The sequence below is a fragment of the Micromonospora sp. WMMD712 genome, assembly GCF_029581295.1.
Classification (GTDB): Bacteria; Actinomycetota; Actinomycetes; order Mycobacteriales; family Micromonosporaceae; genus Micromonospora; species Micromonospora carbonacea.
Map to the genome: position 1 here is coordinate 6,733,456 of NZ_CP120743.1, position 17,584 is coordinate 6,751,039.

The following is a 17,584-nucleotide window of genomic DNA, read 5'->3' on the forward strand; positions in this document are numbered from 1 at the left end:
AGAGAGGGGTGCCCCTCTCACACCCCGCAGAGCGGCTAGCCTTCGGCGATGACGACAGGTGTGGATGCGGCGGTCGCCGCCAGCTACGTCGAGTTCGCCGACCGCGAGGCGCGCGGCGTGTCTCCCGCGTACGAGCGGCTGGCCCACGCCGTCGCCCGCGACGGTCGACTGCTCGCCCTGCTCGGCACGGTGCCGGCGGCCAAACGGCAGCCCAACCTGCTGTTCGCCGTCGTCCGGCTGCTCGGCGGGCCGGTCGAGGACCCGGCCGGGTTCGGCGAGTTCGCGGCGGCCCACTGGCCGGCGGTCGCGGCGCAGCTGCGTACCCGCGCGACCCAGACCAACGAGGCCGGGCGGTGCGCGGCGCTCCTGCCGGTGCTGGCCACGCTGCCGCAGCCCCTCGCGCTGCTGGAGGTCGGCGCGTCGGCGGGGCTGTGCCTTTACCCCGACCGGTACTCCTACCGCTACGGCGACCACCGGATCGGCGACGGCGAGCCCGTCCTCGACTGCGCGCTCACCGGCGTCGCGCCGCCGACCCGCCGGCCCGAGGTGGTGTGGCGGGCCGGGCTGGACCTGAACCCCCTCGACGTGACCGACCCCGCCGACGCCGCCTGGCTCGACGCCCTCGTCTGGCCCGAGCACACCCACCGCCGCGCCCGGCTGCGGGCCGCTTCGGCCGTCGCGGCGGCCGACCCGCCGCTGCTCGTCCGCGGCGATCTTGTCGACGACCTGCCGGCGCTTGCCGCGCGGGCGCCCGCCGGCGCGACCCTGGTCGTGTTCCACACCAGCGTGCTCTACCTGGTGCCGGCTCCGCGCCGGGCGGCCTTCGCCGATCTGGTACGCACACTGCCCGGCCACTGGCTCGCCAACGAGACCCCGGAGGTGCTGGGGCACGGCGCGCTGCCGGAGCCACCGGACGGGGCGCTGCACAACGTGCTCGCGCTGGACGGCACGCCGCTGGCCTGGACGAGGCCGCACGGTCAGGCGGTCACCTGGTTCGCGTGACGCCCCGCGCGGGGTCACGCAGAGCGGCGGAGGGTGTTCCCCGCTGAGGCACCACCGCCTTCTGACCCGGCCCGCCTCGGCGCGCGGCACTCGGGCAGCACGTCCTGTCCGGCGGCTAGGGTCGCCCGTCATGGGGGAACCGAACTGGCTGCGGGAGACCCGCGCCGCGTACGACGAGGTGGCCGTCGACTACGCCCGGCTGGTCCACGGTGAGTTGAGGCACAAGCCGCTGGAGCGGGCCCTGCTGACCACCTTCGCCGAGCTGGTCGGCGGTGGTGGGACCACCCGGGTGGCCACGTCCGGGCCGGTCGTGGAGGCCGGCTGTGGCACCGGCCGGATCACCGCCCACCTGCGTGGCCTCGGGCTGGACGTCGTCGGCCTCGACCTCTCCCCGGGGATGGTCGCCGTGGCCCGCCGATCCTGGCCGGGGGTGCGCTTCGCCGTCGCCTCGATGACCGCCCTGCCGCTGGCCGACGCCGGCCTCGCCGGGCTCGTCGCCTGGTACTCGATCATCCATCTGCCGCCGGAGGCGCTGCCGGCCGTCTTCGCGGAGTTCCACCGGGTGCTCGCCCCGGGCGGCGAGCTGCTGCTCGCGTTCAAGGCCGGCGACAAGCGGATCCGCCTGGAGCAGGCGTACGGTCACACCGTCTCCTACGACGTGCACTGGCTGCCGCCGGACCGGATCGCCGCGCAGCTCGCCGCCGCCGGGTTCGCCGTGCACGCCCGCCTGGTCCGGGAGCCGGAGGGCTACGAGCGCGGCCCCCAGGCGTACCTGCTGGCCCGCCGGCCCCGTCACGCCGACCCGACGTAGCCGGCGGCGGGCCGAACGGCGGGCGCGCCGGGTGGGCGGCGACGGGCGTTAGGAAGGGGCCCTTCCTATGCAGAATGCGTTAACAAGGTGCCCTTCCTTACACTGCGGCGGTGGGGGGAGAGCGGGTGCCGTTGGCGGACCGGCCGTTGACCGAGCCGCACCCGTCGCGGCTGTCGCCGCAGCACCCGCACCGGGAGCGGGTCCTCGCCGCGCATGCCGCCGCCCTCGCGGCGGGGCAGGCCGGCTATCCCGATCCGGAGACCGGCCTGTTCGTGCTCACCGCCGGTTTCCTGGCCCGCCGGGGCACCTGCTGCGGGCGGGGCTGCCGGCACTGCCCGTACGTGGCCGACTGATCCTGCGCCGGTGTCGCCGTCGACGGGCTTCGGCCCGCGCGGGTCGCCACGGACCGTGGGCTTTCGCCCGAGGCGGACAACCCGTACGGTGTCGGGCGGACATCGGCGGGAACCGCCGGGAGGCGCGGAGGTCGGCGTGCGCGGTTGGATCTGCCTGGCGGGCGTGTCGACGCTGCTGGTGGCGGGGTGCGGGGCGGAGGCGGCGGAGCCGGTGGCGGTGCCCCGGGGCGCGCCTGTCGTGGTCGACGTGCCGGCGGCGTCCTCCGGCGGCGCGTGCCGGCTGCTCGACTTCGCCGTGGTCGAGGAGCACACCGGGGAGCGGTTCGACGTGGCGGCGGCCAGCGCGCGCGACGACACCCGCACCTGCGTGCTGCGCGCGAAGCGGGCGCTGCTGCCGGAGCTGACCCTCGCCGTCACCGACACGTCGATCGGCGTGGCCGACTTCACGGCCGACGTGCGGCCCGCGGGGGCCCGGAAGGTCAGCCGGCTGGGTCAGGTCGCCTACCGGCGGACCGGGGCGGCGACGAAGGGGCAGGGGCCGGTCGCCGAGGTGGGCTGGCTGGCCACCGAGGACCGGCTGGCCGTGCTGCGCTGGACGCTGCCGAAGGGCGCCGGGCGCGACGCGGCCGAGGAGGTCGCCGGGAAGCTGGTCGCGCTGGCGGGGACGGTCGACACCCGGGCCCTGTGAACTGGCGCGCCGGCGCCGGGGCACCGGACGGAGCCCTCCCGCCGGGCCCGGGGAGCGGCGTCAGGTCAGCGGGCGGCGACGAAGACCCGGGAGGCGACCTCGCGGGGCAGCCGGACCCGGTCGCCGGAGCGGTCGATGGAGACGCCGTCGCGCTCCTGGGCCACGGTCACGGTCGCGCCCGGGTCGACCCCGGCGGCGTGCAGCTGCCGCAGCACGTCGGCGTCGGTCTGCACGCTCTCGCAGATCCGCCGCACGACCACCGTGCCGGTGAGCCCCGGGAACGCCAGGTTGCGCTCGCCGTCGCTGCGGTCGGTCGGCTGCTCGGGGGTGCCCAGCTCCTCCAGGCCCGGGATCGGGTTGCCGTACGGGGAGCGGGTGGGGCGGTTGAGCAGGTCGTACACCCGCTGCTCGACCGCGTCGCTCATCACGTGCTCCCACCGGCAGGCCTCCTCGTGGGCCTCCTCGTAGGGCATCCCGATGACGTTGACCAGCAGCAGCTCGGCGAGCCGGTGCTTGCGCATCACGGACACGGCGGACGCGCGGCCCAGCGGGGTGAGCGCGAGGTGCCGGTCGCCCTCGACGGTGAGCAGCCCGTCGCGTTCCATCCGGGCGACGGTCTGGCTGACGGTGGGACCGCTCTGGCGCAGCCGCTCGGCGATCCGGGCGCGCAACGGCGGGACGCCCTCCTCCTCGAGTTCGAGGATGGTGCGCAGGTACATCTCGGTCGTGTCCACTAGATCGTGGCGCATCGATTCCCCCTCTCGGCGGAGGCAGTTCCGCGCCCACTCGTGTCGACCAGGTGCTTCACGTCGGCGACCTCCCGGAGGTCGATGGTACCCCGGCCACTGGAGATCGTCCGCCGCCGAATCGCGAGGTGACCGCCCGAATGGTGTTCACTGGACGGCATGTCCGGTACCGAGGAGCCGCTGGTCGAGGCCGACCGGCTCGCGGCGGAGCTCGACTCCGCCGACCCGCCCGCCCTGCTCGACGTCCGGTGGCGGCTCGCCGGCCCGCCCGGCCGCGAGGACCACGCCGCCGGTCACCTGCCGGGCGCGGTCTTCGTGGACCTGGACGCCGCGCTGTGCGGGCCGCCCGGCGCGGCCGGCCGGCATCCGCTGCCCGACCCCGCCGCCCTCCAGGCCGCGTTGCGGGCCGCCGGGGTCCGCGCCGGTCACCCCGTCGTCGTGTACGACGGCGGCGACGGCCTCGGCGCGGCGCGGGCCTGGTGGACGCTGCGCTGGGCCGGGCACCGGCCGGTCCGGGTGCTGCACGGCGGCTTTCCGGCCTGGGTGGCCGCCGGCCTGCCCGTGTCGACGGACGTGCCCACCCCGGCCCCCGGGGACGTGACCGTCCGCCCGGGCGGGCTGCCGGTGCTCGACGCCGACGCGGCCGCCGCGCTCGCCGCCGCCGGCGACGGGACGCTGCTCGACGTGCGGGCCGCGGCCCGCTTCCGGGGCGAGCACGAGCCGGTCGACCCGGTGGCCGGGCACGTGCCGGGCGCGGTGAACCTGCCCGCCGGGGAGTACGTCGGCCCGGACGGCCGCTTCCCGTCCGGCGCGGCGCTGCGGGAGCGGTTCGCCGCCGCCGGGGTGGCCGACGCCGCGGCCGTGGGGGCGTACTGCGGGTCCGGGGTGACCGCCGCGCAGGCCGTGCTCGCCCTGCACCTGGCGGGCCGCCCGGACGCCGCCCTCTACGTCGGATCGTGGAGCAACTGGGTGGCCGACCCGTCCCGCCCCGTCGCCACCGGCGGCTGACCGCCGGTGCCCGGCGGCCGGGAGGGCCGCCGACCAGGGAGACACCGGCCACGGCGGCAGCGCGGGTGGTGGGCGGCGGCGGTGGCCCGTGCGACGATGACCCCATGTCCGAGGACACGGTGGTGGTGTGGGACGAGGCCCTGCTCGCCTACGACATGGGTGACCATCCGCTCGACCCGGTGCGGGTCGAGTTGACCGTCGCGCTCGCCGGGGAGCTGGGCGTCCTGGGCCGGCCCGGGGTGCGGCTGGTCCGGCCGGAGCCGGCCGACGACGCCCTGCTGACCCGGGTGCACGACCCGCGTTACCTCGACGCCGTCCGCGTCGCACCCCGCGACCCGCTCTTCGCCGGGTACGGGCTGGGCACATCGGACAATCCGGTCTTCGAGGGGATGCACGAGTCCAGCGCGCTGGTCGCCGGGGCGACCGTGGCCGCCGCCGAGGCGGTGTGGCGGGGCGAGGCCCGGCGGGCGGTCAACGTGGCCGGCGGGCTGCACCACGCGATGCCGGCCCGCGCCGCCGGGTTCTGCGTCTACAACGACCCGGCGGTGGCCATCGCCCGCCTGCTCGACCTCGGCGCGGAGCGGATCGCGTACGTCGACGTGGACGTGCACCACGGCGACGGCGTGCAGGCCATCTTCTGGGACGACCCCCGGGTGCTCACCGTCAGCCTGCACGAGACCCCGCTCGCCCTGTTCCCCGGCACCGGGTTCCCCGACGAGACGGGCGGCCCGGGCGCGCCGGGCAGCGCCGTGAACGTGCCGCTGCCGCCCGGGGTCGACGACGCCGGCTGGCTGCGCGCGTTCCACGCGGTGGTGCCGTCGGTGCTGCGGGCGTTCCGGCCGCAGCTCCTGGTGACCCAGTGCGGGGCGGACGGGCACCGCATCGACCCCCTCGCCGACCTGCACCTGAGCGTCGACGGGCAGCGCGCCACCTACCTGGCGCTGCGGGCGCTTGCCGACGAGCTGTGCGACGGCCGCTGGGTGGCCACCGGCGGCGGCGGGTACGCCCTCGTCGAGGTGGTGCCCCGCGCCTGGACCCACCTGCTCGCGGTGGCGACCGGCGACCCGATCGACCCGGCGACGCTCACCCCGCCGGGCTGGCGCGGCCTCGCCGCCGCCCGCCGCCCCGGCCGGGAGGTGCCGCTGCGGATGACCGACGACGCCGACCCCGCGTTCGCGCCGTGGCAGCCGACCGGCGAGCCGAACCCGGTGGACCGGGCCATCGCGGCGACCCGCAAGGCGGTGTTCCCGCTGCTCGGCCTCGACCCGCACGACCCGCGGGACTGACCGGGCTGCGCCCGGGGAGGGGCCGGAACCGGTGACCACAGTCGACCAGCCGGTGGACGTGCTGCTCAGCGACGGCAGCACCGTCGGGCTGCGCCCGATCCGCCCGGACGACGCGCCCGGGATCGTGGCGATGCACGCCCGCTTCTCGGAGCGCACCCGCTACCTGCGCTACTTCTCGCCGTACCCGCGCATCCCGGAGCGGGACCTGAACCGCTTCGTGCACGTCGACCACGTCGACCGGGAGGCGTTCGTGGTGCTCGCCGCCGGGCGGATCGTCGCCGTGGGCCGCTACGAGCGGCTCGGCCCGCAGGCCCCCGAGGCCGAGGTGGCGTTCGTGGTGGAGGACGCCCACCAGGGGCGGGGGATCGGCTCGGTGCTGCTGGAGCACCTGGCCGACGCGGCCCGGCGGGTCGGGATCGTGCGCTTCGTCGCCGAGGTGCTCCCGGCCAACGGGGCGATGCTGCGGGTCTTCGCCGACTTCGGCTACCAGGTCCAACGCCAGTACGCCGACGGCGTGGTGCACCTGAGCTTCCCGATCGCACCCACCGAGGCGACGCTGGCGGTGCAGCGGGGCCGGGAGCACCGCACCGAGGCCCGCTCCATCGCCCGGCTGCTGGCCCCCCGGGGCGTGGCCGTCTACGGGGCGAGCGCCACCGGGCAGGGCGTCGGCGCGGCCCTGCTCGGGCACCTGCGCGACGGCGGTTACCCGGGGCCGGTCGTGCCGGTGCATCCAAGCGCGGCGACGGTGGCGGGGCTGCCCGCGTACCCGTCGGCGGTCGACGCCGGCCACCCGATCGACCTGGCGGTCGTCGCGGTGGCCCCGGAGGCGGTGGGCGCGGTGGTGGCCGACGCGGCGGCGGCCGACGCGCACGGCCTGGTGGTGATCTCGGCCGGCTTCGCCGAGGCCGGCGCGGACGGCGCGGCGGCCCAGCGGGCCCTGGTCCGCGCCGCGCACGCCGCCGGGATGCGGGTCGTCGGCCCGAACTGCCTGGGCGTGGCCAACACCGCCGAGCAGGTACGCCTCAACGCGACCCTCGCGCCCGCGCTGCCGGCCCCCGGCCGGGTGGGCATCTTCAGCCAGTCCGGCGCGTTCGGGGTGGCGCTGCTGGCCGAGGCGGCCCGGCGGGGCCTCGGCCTGTCCAGCTTCGTCTCGGCCGGCAACCGGGCCGACGTCTCCGGCAACGACCTGCTCCAGTACTGGCAGGACGACCCCGGCACCGACGTGATCATGTTGTACCTGGAGACGTTCGGCAACCCGCGCAAGTTCGCCCGGCTGGCCCGGCGGATCGGCCGGGACAAGCCGGTGGTGGCGCTGGCGTCCCCGGCCCGCCCGCCCGGCCTGAACGGCGACGCGCCCGGCCCCGACGCGGTCGCGGTCGACGCCCTGTTCGCCCAGTCCGGGGTGATCCGGGTCGACACGGTCGCCGAGCTGCTCGACGTCGGCGTGCTGCTGGCCCACCAGCCCCGGCCCGCCGGGCGGCGGGTCGCCGTGGTCGGCAACTCCTCGGCGCTGACCGGGCTGGCCGCCACCGCCTGCGCCGCGCAGGGGCTGACGGTGGCGGCCGGCTACCCGTCCGACGTGGGCCCCCGGGCCGGGGCGGCCGAGTTCGCCGCCGCGTTCGGCGCGGCCGCCGCCGACGAGCACGTGGACGCCCTCGTCGCGGTCTTCGCCCCGCCGCTGCCCGGCCAGCTCTCCGACACCGGGGCCGACTTCGCCGCCGCCCTGCCCGGCGCGCTCGACGCCGGCAAGCCGGTGGTGGCGACCTTCCTCGCCGGGCGCGTGCCGGCGGGGGTGCCGGCGTATCCGAGCGTGGAGGAGGCGGTGCGGGCGCTGGCCCGGGTCGCCGCGTACGCCGACTGGCTGCGCCGGCCGACCGGCGCGCTGCCCGAGCTGCCCCGCGTCGACCCCGCCGCCGCGGCCGCCGCGCTGCGCGCCGACGGGGCCGACCCGGCGGGGCTGCTGGGCGCGTACGGGATCGACGTGGTGCCGTCGGTGCGCGCCGGGTCGGCCGACGAGGCGGTCGCCGCCGCCGGGGCGCTCGGCTGCCCGGTGGCGCTGAAGGCCGCCGCCCCCGGGCTGCGGCACCGCCTCGACCTCGGCGCGGTCCGGCTCGACCTGGCCGACGCGGCGGCGGTGCGCCGGGCGTACGCGGAGATGTCGGCGGTCTTCGGCGCGGACGTCCTGGTGCAGGCGATGGTCCCGCCCGGCGTGCCCTGCGTGGTGGAGCTGGTGGAGGACCCGGCGTTCGGGCCGGTGGTCGGCTTCGGCCTCGGCGGCGTCGCCACCGAGCTGCTCGGCGACCGGGCGTGGCGGGCGGTGCCGCTGACCGACGTCGACGCCGCCGAGCTGGTCGACGCGCCCCGGGCCGCGCCGCTGCTGCGCGGGCACCGGGGGGCCGCGCCGGTGGACCGGGCCGCCCTGGCGGAGCTGCTGCTGCGGGTGGGGCGGCTCGCCGACGAGCAGCCCCGGGTGCGTTCGCTCACCCTCAACCCGGTGCTGGCCCGCCCCGACGGCATCTCGGTGCTGCACGCCACGGTGGGCGTCGGCGCGGCGGGCGCCCGCCCCGACACGGGCCCCCGCCGCCTGTAAGGAAGGGCCCCCTGTTAACGCCTTTTGTATAGGAAGGGCCCCCTCCTAACACCGCTGGGCCCGCGCCCAGCGCCGCACCGCATGCGCGAGGGGCCCCGGCGAACCGCCGGGGCCCCTCCTTACGCGTGCCGCTTCAGCAGGCGTACGCCTCCAGCCGCTGCGCCCGCTCCGGGGCGCGCAGCTTGAGCAGCGTGACCTTCTCGATCTGCCGGATCCGCTCCCGGGACAGGCCGAACTCCTTGCCCACCTCGTCGAGGGTGCGCTGCCGGCCGTCGTCCAGGCCGAAGCGGAGCCGGATCACGGCCTGCTCCCGCTGGGACAGGGTGGCCAGCACGATCTGCACCTCGTTGCGCAGCTCGCCGTCGGCGGCGGCCGCGCCGGGCTCGGCGGCCGGGTCGACGGCGGCGACGAAGTCGCCCAGGGCGCTCTCGCCGTCCTCGCCGACGGCCTGGTCGAGGCTGACCGGCTCCCGGTCGTACGAGATCAGCTCGATGACCTGGAACTCGGGGACGTCCATGGCGCGGGCGACCTCGGCGACGGTGGGCTCGCGGCCCAGCGTGACGGCCAGCTCGCGGCGGGCCCGGACCATCCGGTTGACCTGCTCGACCATGTGCACCGGGATGCGGATGGTGCGGGCCTGGTCGGCCATCGCCCGGGTGATCGCCTGCCGGATCCACCAGGTCGCGTACGTGGAGAACTTGAAGCCCTTGGTGTAGTCGAACTTCTCGACCGCCCGGATCAGGCCGAGGTTGCCCTCCTGGATGAGGTCGAGGAACGCCATGCCCCGGCCGGTGTACCGCTTGGCGATGCTGACGACGAGGCGCAGGTTGGCCTCCAGCAGGTGGTCCTTGGCCGTGCGCCCCTCGGCGACGACGATCTCCAGGTCGGCGCGCAGCTCCGTCGAGACGGGCGTGCAGGTGGCCAGCTTCTCCTCGGCGAACAGCCCGGCCTCGATCCGCTTGGCGAGCACCACCTCCTGCTCGGCGGTGAGCAGCTTGGTGCGCCCGATGCCGTTGAGGTATGCCCGGACCAGGTCCGTGGAGACGCCGCGCTCGTCGGTGGCGTCGAGGTCGGTCAGGGTGTCGGCGGCAGCCTCGGCGTCGGTGGTGACGGCCGGGCCGATCTGGTTCTCGATCATCTGAAGGACCATCTCTGTCTCTCCCCGTGTCCACGTCTGTGCCGCGTTGCCGGCCCAGCGGCGCCGGTGACACACACTCTGGCAACCGGGACGTGAAACGGGAGTGAGGCGATCGGGGAACCGACAGCGGATAGGGGTACCGGGGTATGACCTTGCCAGGCCCGGCTACCGTGCCGGCAGTCGGCCGTTCGGGCCGAATCAGCAGGTCGGGCGTGCAACGGTCGATCTTCGAGAGGGTGGAGGGCGTCGTGGTCTTCAAGCGGCTCATGCAGGCGATGGGTGTCGGCGGTCCGTCGGTGGAGACGGTGCTGAGCAATCCGAACTGCCGTCCGGGCGGTCAGTTGGAGGGCGTCGTGCACGTGGCCGGCGGCGAGCACGCGGTCGACATCGACTACGTCGCGCTGGGCCTGGTCACCCGGGTCGAGGTGGAGAGCGGTGACAGCGAGTACGAGACCACCCAGGAGTTCCACCGTCGCCAGGTGACCGGGGCGTTCCGGCTGGAGCCGGGGCAGCGCTACGACGTCCCGTTCCGCTTCGACGTGCCGTGGGAGACCCCGCTCACCGAGCTGTACGGGCAGCACCTGCACGGGATGACGATGGGGCTGCGTACGGAGCTGGAGGTGGCGCGGGCGGTCGACAAGGGCGACCTGGACGCGGTGGCGGTGCACCCGCTGCCGGCCCAGGAGGCGCTGCTGGAGGCGCTGCTGCGGCTGGGCTTCCGGTTCGCCCGCGCCGACGTCGAGCGGGGCCACATCTACGGGGTACGCCAGCACCTGCCGTTCTACCAGGAGATCGAGTTCTACCCGGCCCCCCAGTACGCCCAGGCGATCAACCAGCTGGAGGTCACCTTCGTCACCGACCCGCAGCAGGTGCAGGTGGTGCTGGAGATCGACAAGCGGGGCGGCGTGTTCACCGAGGGGCGGGACGCCTTCGGCCGGTTCAGCGTCGACCACGCCACCGTGCACAACACCGACTGGGCCGCCCAGCTCGACGGCTGGCTCCGCCAGTCCATCCAGCGCCGCGGCCTCTTCTTCTGACCCCGGGACCTCTTCGGTGATCAAGAGGTTTGCGTCAGGTTCCGGGCGGCGGCTGACGCAAACCTCTTGATCACCGGGCGTGTCAGAGGTCCAGGAGGAGGGTGCGGGGGCCCACGTTGACGCTCTCCACCAGCATGTGGGCGCGGAAGCGGCCCGTCTGCACCGGGGCGCCACGCTCGCGCAGGGCCGCCACGACCGCCTCTACCAGCGGCTCGGCCACCTCGGCGGGGGCGGCGGCGGTCCAGCTCGGGCGGCGGCCCTTGCGGGCGTCGCCGTAGAGGGTGAACTGGCTGACCACCAGGATGCCCGCCCCGGTGTCCGCCGCGCTGCGCTCGCCGTCCAGGACGCGCAGCTCGTGGATCTTGCGGGCCATGGTGCGGGCGGTCTCACCGGTGTCGGTGTGGGTCACCCCGAGCAGCACCAGCAGCCCGTCGGTGACCGCGCCGACGACCTCCCCGTCGACCGTGACGCTGGCCCGGCCGACGGTCTGCACGACCGCCCGCATCAGCGCACCGCCCGCGCCGCCGCCGGCATCCGCAACTGTCTCAGCGCGCGCATCAGTCGGTCACCGGCTCGACGATGCCACGTTCCACCAGGTGCGCCACGATCGGGCCGGCCGCCTCGGCCAGCTCCTCGGGGGCCACGTCGTGCGCGGCGGCGAGCAGGGCGAGCTGGTCGCGCAGCGGCAGCCGGCCGTCCGCGCCGCCGACCAGGGCCAGCACCAGCGGGTCGATCTCCTCCGTCCAGCGCAGCCCGTGCGGCATCGCCAGGACCTGCCGGTCCACCGCCCAGCCCTCGTCGCCCATCGTCGCCTCCTGCCGCAGCTGGAGCCCCTCGGCGGCCCGGTAGCGCGCGTCGAGCACCCCGTCGGCGCCGCGTGCCCGGAGCCAGTCCTGGCGGTCGAACCAGGCGGCGATCCGCTCGCCCATCGGCGGCTCCACCCGCTGCCGCAGGTCCTCGACCCGCACCACCGGGTCGGCGTGGCCGCCGCGGCGCAGCGAGACGATGCCGAAGCCGACCGCCTCCACCTTGTGCGCGTCGAACCAGTCGAGCCAGGCCGCCGCCCGCTGCGGGTCGGCGGCCTCGCCGACGTCGGTCAGCCACAGGTTGACGTACGCCATCGGGTCGGCGACCTCCCGCTGGACGACCCAGGCGTCCAGGCCGGTGCCGGCGAACCAGCCGGCCACCCGCTCGCCCCAGTCCTCCCCGGCGACGTGCACCCAGTTCGCCAGGTACTGCATGGTGCCGCCCTCGGTGAGCAGGCCGGGCGCGGCGGCGGCCAGCTCCGCGCCGATCGCGTCGCCGACCCGGCCCGAGTCCCGGTACACGTGGGTGGTGGTGCCGGGGCCGACCACGAACGGCGGGTTGCTGACCACCAGGTCGAACCGGCGCCCGGCGACCGGGGCGACCAGGTCCCCGCGCAGCAGCTCCCAGTCCTGGCCGTTGAGCGCGGCGGTGGTGGCGGCGAAGCGCAGCGCCCGCTCGGAGACGTCGGTGGCGGTGACCCGGCGGGCGTGGGTGGCCAGGTGCAGCGCCTGCACCCCGGAGCCGGTGCCCAGGTCGAGCGCGGTCTCCACCGGCCGGCGCACGGCCGCTCCGATCAGCGTCTGGGTCGCCCCGCCGATGCCGAGCACGTGCTCGGCGTGCAGCGGCCGGCCCGGCCGGGAGCTGACCGGCAGGTCGGCGAGGACCCACCAGTCGTCGGCGTACGGCTCCAGGTCGACGCCCGCGCGCAGCCCGTCGCCGTGCCGCTCGACCAGGCCCCCGGCCAGCGCCTCGGCCACGGTCAGCGGGGCGAGCGCGGCGGCCACCGCGGCCTCCGGCTCGGTCTGGTCGCAGATGAACACCCGGATGAGGGTGGCCAGCGGGTCGCGGTCGGCGGTGGCGCGCAGGGCCGCCCGGAAGTCGTTGCGGGCGATCCCGCCGGTCGCCTGCGGTCCGAGCCGGTCGGCGATGCCGTTCGAGGTGTACGCGGCGCGGGACAGCGCCGTGCGGAGCGCCTCGACGCCGGCGGGGGAGAGCAGCATGTCGTGTTCGTCCACGTCGCCATCCTGCCTGCCGGGCCGAGTGCGTTCGTCGCCACCCGACATTTCCATGTTCAGTCCGCGTGGCGGCAGATGGGCAAGCTCTCCAAGCGGTGACTGTAGTGCTCGGCGAGCGGTGGGAAACGCCGGGTGGCCTCGTCGACCATGCCTGCGCGCCAGGCGTCGCGCAGTCGGGAGACGGTCTCGGCGACGAGGTCGGCGGTGCGTGCCGGGTCGGCCCCGATCCTGTCGGCCATCCTCCGGAAGTCGTCCACCCTGATCGACCACGGCACCTTCTCGCCGTTCAGGCTAGGCGAGGGGCTGATACCGGTAGGGTCGGTAGACGGTGAGTGAGTGGAAATCGTAGACGGGCGCGAGACCCGCCGTCCTACCATCTCGATAGATCAGCGCCCAGTTCTTCAAGTGCGCGTCGGTGTTGCCGACGACGAGCATGGCGACAAGCCGGCGGATGAAGTCGTCGTAGCCGTCCTTCCCGGCCAACTGCCTGATCGCCGATGCCAGAGTGTCATAGGAGACGTTGGACTCGCTGTACTTGAACCTGGGGTCGACGTCGGCCACCTGAGCGAAGTCCTCGACGTGTACCTTGCCCTGGGCCACACGATCGAAGCGATTGATCACGTAGACCAGATCGGCCGGATCGACGATTCCGTCGGCGAGACCGGCCACCTCTCTCGCGGCGATGAGTTCGACTGCTGGGACGGGGAATCCGGCCGCCGCCATCCAACGCATCGTGACGAACTCGTTGGCCGGCAGCTCTCTGAGGCTCTGATCCGGGAGCTTCACGATCCACCAGCCACCGTCACCGCTCACGGGCACGGAGAGTCGATCGGCGGAGATCGAGTATTTGAGCTGCACGCCGGCGAGTGAGTGCCGAAGCGGATGGTCGGGGAGCTGACCGTCCGAGTCGTGTGGAGGCATGTCACCCTCGGGCTCGTGGTCGCCGGAAACGGTCACCGCTCCGGGCAGGTTGCTCCCCACCCGTAGCAGCAGGGTGAAGTCGCCGATGTTCCCGCCACCCAACTCCCGGACGATCTGACGGCGGAGCGCGCCCTCGGGAAGCAGATTGGCGAACCAGGCGGGCAGGCCGACGCGTGCGCTCCGGATTTTTCGGGGATCGTCCTCGAACACCTGGCCGAGGATCTTGTGGTCCGGGCGGGACAAGTCGTCCTCGTAGTGAAACTCCGATCCACCTTGCCAGTAGGCGATGTGTCCTACCCGGCGGTTGTGCAGGCGGACCTCTGCCGTCGTGGTGTCCATGTCAGGCGGCCGACCGGAGGATGTCGGTCATGGCCCGTCCGTCCCGAGCCCCCCATTCGCTCATCCGGTCGACGTGAGCGGCGATGGCCGTGGTGCAGGCCGCGGCCCGATGGGACAGGAAAGCTCCCCAGTGCTGGTCTGCAAGCAACTGTTGGCCCCGTTCGTCGATGAGCTGACTGGCGGCGACATGGGCCGGCGCCGACGCGAGTTGCGCCGGTGACGTCCGCTCGCCGGCCGGCAGAACGAGGCGGTTGGCGAGGGTGTCCGTCAGGGCGGACCCGCCGGACGCCAGGAACGGGCGTAGCGGGCTGCCGTTCTCCAATAGCCGGGTGGTGTCCAGGAGGTCCCCGCTCGCGGGATCACGTGGCTCCAAGGACAGCAGGCCCAAGGTGTTGATCTTCGCCATGGCGTGACTGAAGTGGATCTTGTCGAGTTCGGGGACGAAGTCCGGGAAAGGCTGCACTCGTCGCAGGAGCTCCGCCGCCCCGTCCACCGCCTTGGGGACGTCCACTGCGGCGACCTGCCCGCGGATGTCGGCGACGCTGACGCCTCGGGCACGGGTCCCGGCCACCGCGCTGCGCCACACCCATCGACGAAGCAGGGTCGCGGCCCGTTCAGCCGGCACGCCGTGCAGCTTGACGAACCGCACCAGGGTGGGCAGGACGTGTGAATAGGGAAGCAGCCTGATGTGCGGTATTCCGCAGGTGCCCCGCAGGAAGTCCACGGCGTCACGAAGCGTTCCGGCGACCTCTCGCAGGGTTTCGGCGGGGTCGTCCCCTGGGGCGAACTCCTGACGGAAGTCCTCGCGGAAGACGTCCCCGCCACGATAGGCCAGCACACATCGCAGGGCCAGTCGGTCATCGATGGTCCCGAAACCCGACTCGGCGGTGATCCGGCCGAGCCCGGGGAGGGTGGTGAGGTCGTCTGCGACCGTGCCGGCGTGCAGAGCCTGGAAGACCTCCGACTTCGTGAGGCGTTTGCCGGTCGTGTTCATCCGGGTGAAGATCTCAAGCAGTGCGCTCTCGTCCGAGGAATGCACGACGTAGGTGGGGATCTGGTATTCGCGGATTGCCTTGGCTGCCTGATCGGCCAACGTCAGTTGTGATTCGGTCAGCCAGTTCGAGTTGCTGCGCATCCACCGAAGCAGGACTGCGGTGTCCAGCAGGAAACTGACCGGAACCCAACTGCGGGGCGGTTGCTGACGGGTGCCGCTGGTGTGGAACTCTCCCGAGTCCAGGTCCAGATGCACCCGAAACCGGGGATCGACCGCCTGGTGTGCCTGGGTGAGGGCCCCGACCAGGGAAACGATCCGCTGTTGGCCGTCCACGACCCACAGCGCCGCGCCGGTCTCCTCTGCGTCGATCGTCAGCGGTCCCACCTGCAGCCGTTGGGCCGGTGCGGGGCGACGCCAGAGCAGAAGGTTACCGATCGGGAATCCGCGCAGCAGGCTGTCGAAGAGCTTGACGATGTCGGCTGCTTCCCACTTGAACGCTCGCTGGAAGGGAGGGATGCGAACTGTGCCCTGCTCGACGTCGCGCACCAGGTCTTCCGGAGTCCGGTACTCGACGCGAGGTCGTTCGAGGCTTGGCATCGACTGTCTCCCTCGTGGCTGGTCGTTTGAGCCTAACGGCTTCGACTCCTCCGGCCTTTCGACCTGGTGGCGACATGCGGGGGTGCATGCCGCCTCGGACGTGCCAGCCGTGTCAGATCCGAGTCCAAGCCGTTGGCCGAGCAAGATAAGGGCATGACGTTCTCGCTGCCCATCGACCCCGAGGCAAACCGGCTGCTGGAGCGCAGCCCGCTGGCCCTGCTGCTGGGGATGACGCTCGACCAGCAGATCCCGATGGAGAAGGCGTTCTCCTCGCCGTACGTGCTGGCGCAGCGCCTCGGGCACGAGCCGGACGCCCGCGAGCTGGCCGGGTACGACCCGGACGCGCTGGTGGCGGTGTTCGCCGAGCCGCCCGCCCTGCACCGGTTCCCGAAGGCGATGGCCGCCCGGACGCAGGAGGTGTGCCGGGTGCTGGTCGACCGGTACGACGGCGACGCCGCCCGGCTCTGGGCCGACGTCGCCGACGGGCGGGAGCTGCTGCGCCGGATCACCGAGCTGCCCGGGTTCGGCCGGCAGAAGGCGCAGATCCTCGTCGCGCTGCTCGGCAAGCGGTACGGCGTCACCCCGGCCGGCTGGCGGGAGGCGGCCGGCGGCTACGGCGACGCCGACGCGTACCGGTCGGTGGCCGACGTGGCCGACGCGGACTCGCTGCGCCGGGTGCGCGAGCACAAGCAGCGGATGAAGGCGGAGGCGAAGGCCGCGAAGGGCTGACGCAACCCGCGCCGGCCGGGCTCGTTGAGCCCGTCGGGCGGCGGCGACGGGTGGACGATGACGGAGGACCAGCGGGGCGCGGCACTGCTGCGGGGCGCGGTGAGCTCGCCCCGGGCCAGCTTCCTGGAGCTCTTCTTCGATCTGGTGTTCGTCTTCGCGCTGACCCGGGTGTCGCAGCGGATCATCGACGAGGTGACGTCCCCCGGCCGGGACGTGTGGAGCGAGGTCGCGCAGACCGTGCTGCTGTTCCTCGCGCTCTGGCTGGTCTGGACCCTCACGGCCTGGGTCACCAGCCGCTACGAGCCGGAGCGCGGGATCATCCAGTTCGTCGTGGTGGCCACGATGTTCGGCAGCATGGTGATGGCCGTCGCCCTGCCCCGCGCCTTCGCCGAGCGGGCGCTGCCCTTCGTCTGTGCGTACCTGGCGATCCAGATCGGCCGGCCGCTCCTGGTCACCGTGGCGCTGCGCCGGCACCCCCGCCGGAGGGTGACGACGCGCATCATGGCCTGGTTCGCGGCCGGCGCGGTGCCCTGGCTCGCCGGTGCCCTGGTGCCGCAGCCGGCCCTCCGGGCGGTGTGCTGGACCGCCGCGCTGGCCTGGGACTACGCGGGGTTGGCGCTCGGCTGGCCGGTGCCGCGCCTCGGGCCGACGCGGGTCTCCGGCTGGGCCGTGATGGGCGAGCACCTGGCCGAGCGGTACCAGCAGATCTTCCTGATCGCCCTGGGCGAGACCATCCTCGTCATCGGGTTCACGTTCAGCAACAGCGGTTTCGCCGCGACCGGGTTCGCGGCGTTCGCCCTCTCGTTCCTGGTTACGGCGCTGTTCTGGCGGATCTACTTCCACCGGGCCGGGCACCTGCTGACCGAGGCGATCCGGGTGGCCCGGTCGCCGGGGCTGCTGGGTGAGTCGGCGAGCTGGACCCACCTGGTGATCGTGGCCGGCGTGCTGGTCACGGGCGTCGGCTACGAGTTGGTCATCGACCATCCCTACGCCCGGATGGAGCCGGTGTGGCCCGTCTTCGTCATGGGCGGTCCCGCCCTGTTCCTGGCCGCCCGGGCCCGCTTCGAGTACGAGATCTTCGGCCGGGTCTCCCGCTCCCGGCTGGCCGGGGTGCTGGCGCTGGTCGCGCTGGCCCCGGTGGCGCTGCGCATGTCGCCGGTGGTTGCGCTCGCATCGGCCGCCGCCGTGCTGGCGGCGATCGCCGTGCGCGACATGGCACGGTCGTGGGGCCGCCCGGTCGAGCGGCCCGCATCTCCGCTGGACCGGCCCGGCCCGGCCCACCCCCAGGTGGCGGAAGGGTGAG

General features: G+C 74.3%; 17 protein-coding genes. 10 read left to right on the plus strand and 7 right to left on the minus strand.

Annotation, left to right across the window (positions count from 1 at the left end):
• Positions 1-48 precede the first annotated feature (48 nt).
• The 4 genes from O7633_RS29115 (at position 49) to O7633_RS29130 (ending at position 2,854) form a co-directional block, all read left to right on the plus strand.
• A complete protein-coding gene (locus O7633_RS29115) occupies positions 49-1,002 on the plus strand; it encodes a DUF2332 domain-containing protein (RefSeq protein ID WP_282324674.1) in 954 nt (317 codons plus the stop codon).
• 130 nt (positions 1,003-1,132) lie between these two features.
• Positions 1,133-1,813 carry a class I SAM-dependent methyltransferase gene (locus O7633_RS29120; RefSeq protein WP_282324675.1) on the plus strand — a complete coding sequence of 227 codons (681 nt, stop codon included), beginning with the start codon at positions 1,133-1,135 and terminating at the stop codon, positions 1,811-1,813.
• A gap of 110 nt (positions 1,814-1,923) precedes the next feature.
• Entirely contained in the window at positions 1,924-2,166 is a 243-nt protein-coding gene (locus O7633_RS29125; RefSeq protein ID WP_282324676.1) for a DUF5522 domain-containing protein, read from the plus strand.
• Positions 2,167-2,302: 136 nt separating this feature from the next.
• A complete protein-coding gene (locus O7633_RS29130; protein WP_074473964.1) occupies positions 2,303-2,854 on the plus strand; it encodes a hypothetical protein in 552 nt (183 codons plus the stop codon).
• Positions 2,855-2,919: 65 nt separating this feature from the next.
• Here O7633_RS29130 and O7633_RS29135 read toward each other — a convergent pair whose 3' ends face one another.
• A complete protein-coding gene (locus tag O7633_RS29135) occupies positions 2,920-3,603 on the minus strand; it encodes a metal-dependent transcriptional regulator (RefSeq protein WP_178063916.1) in 684 nt (227 codons plus the stop codon).
• Between the two features lie 156 nt (positions 3,604-3,759).
• Between O7633_RS29135 and O7633_RS29140 the strand changes: the two genes are divergently transcribed.
• From O7633_RS29140 to O7633_RS29150, 3 genes are all read left to right on the plus strand, one after another.
• Positions 3,760-4,608, plus strand: coding sequence for a sulfurtransferase (locus O7633_RS29140; protein ID WP_282324677.1), 849 nt, complete (start codon positions 3,760-3,762; stop codon positions 4,606-4,608).
• A gap of 104 nt (positions 4,609-4,712) precedes the next feature.
• On the plus strand, positions 4,713-5,894 hold the full coding sequence (locus O7633_RS29145) for an acetoin utilization protein AcuC (protein WP_282324678.1): 1,182 nt from the start codon (positions 4,713-4,715) through the stop codon (positions 5,892-5,894).
• A 31-nt stretch (positions 5,895-5,925) separates the two neighbouring features.
• Positions 5,926-8,484 carry a bifunctional GNAT family N-acetyltransferase/acetate--CoA ligase family protein gene (locus tag O7633_RS29150; RefSeq protein ID WP_282324679.1) on the plus strand — a complete coding sequence of 853 codons (2,559 nt, stop codon included), beginning with the start codon at positions 5,926-5,928 and terminating at the stop codon, positions 8,482-8,484.
• Between the two features lie 133 nt (positions 8,485-8,617).
• Here the strand turns inward: O7633_RS29150 and sigB are convergent, their stop codons facing one another.
• Entirely contained in the window at positions 8,618-9,622 is a 1,005-nt protein-coding gene (gene sigB, locus O7633_RS29155; RefSeq protein WP_091277515.1) for an RNA polymerase sigma factor SigB, read from the minus strand.
• Between the two features lie 248 nt (positions 9,623-9,870).
• Between sigB and O7633_RS29160 the strand changes: the two genes are divergently transcribed.
• Entirely contained in the window at positions 9,871-10,659 is a 789-nt protein-coding gene (locus tag O7633_RS29160; RefSeq protein ID WP_178067186.1) for a sporulation protein, read from the plus strand.
• A gap of 82 nt (positions 10,660-10,741) precedes the next feature.
• Here the strand turns inward: O7633_RS29160 and dtd are convergent, their stop codons facing one another.
• The 5 genes from dtd to O7633_RS29185 are packed head-to-tail and all read right to left on the minus strand — an operon-like array spanning position 10,742 to position 15,552.
• Positions 10,742-11,164 carry a D-aminoacyl-tRNA deacylase gene (gene dtd, locus O7633_RS29165; protein ID WP_278133160.1) on the minus strand — a complete coding sequence of 141 codons (423 nt, stop codon included), beginning with the start codon at positions 11,162-11,164 and terminating at the stop codon, positions 10,742-10,744.
• Between the two features lie 52 nt (positions 11,165-11,216).
• Complete coding sequence (locus O7633_RS29170) at positions 11,217-12,701, minus strand: methyltransferase (RefSeq protein ID WP_278133162.1); 1,485 nt, start codon at positions 12,699-12,701, stop codon at positions 11,217-11,219.
• Between the two features lie 56 nt (positions 12,702-12,757).
• Positions 12,758-12,958: a hypothetical protein gene (locus tag O7633_RS29175; protein ID WP_282324680.1), complete on the minus strand. Its 201-nt coding sequence runs from the start codon at positions 12,956-12,958 to the stop codon at positions 12,758-12,760.
• A gap of 34 nt (positions 12,959-12,992) precedes the next feature.
• Positions 12,993-13,961 carry a type II toxin-antitoxin system HipA family toxin gene (locus tag O7633_RS29180; RefSeq protein ID WP_282324681.1) on the minus strand — a complete coding sequence of 323 codons (969 nt, stop codon included), beginning with the start codon at positions 13,959-13,961 and terminating at the stop codon, positions 12,993-12,995.
• Position 13,962: 1 nt separating this feature from the next.
• Positions 13,963-15,552 (minus strand): DUF262 domain-containing protein, encoded by a 1,590-nt coding sequence (locus tag O7633_RS29185; RefSeq protein WP_282324682.1) that lies wholly within the window; start codon positions 15,550-15,552, stop codon positions 13,963-13,965.
• Between the two features lie 153 nt (positions 15,553-15,705).
• Here O7633_RS29185 and O7633_RS29190 point away from each other — a divergent pair, with 153 nt between their 5' ends.
• Positions 15,706-16,281, plus strand: a complete 576-nt coding sequence (locus O7633_RS29190; RefSeq protein ID WP_282324683.1) for an HhH-GPD-type base excision DNA repair protein — start codon at positions 15,706-15,708, stop codon at positions 16,279-16,281.
• 57 nt (positions 16,282-16,338) lie between these two features.
• Positions 16,339-17,583: a low temperature requirement protein A gene (locus O7633_RS29195; RefSeq protein WP_282324684.1), complete on the plus strand. Its 1,245-nt coding sequence runs from the start codon at positions 16,339-16,341 to the stop codon at positions 17,581-17,583.
• The last annotated feature ends 1 nt before the right edge of the window (position 17,584 follow it).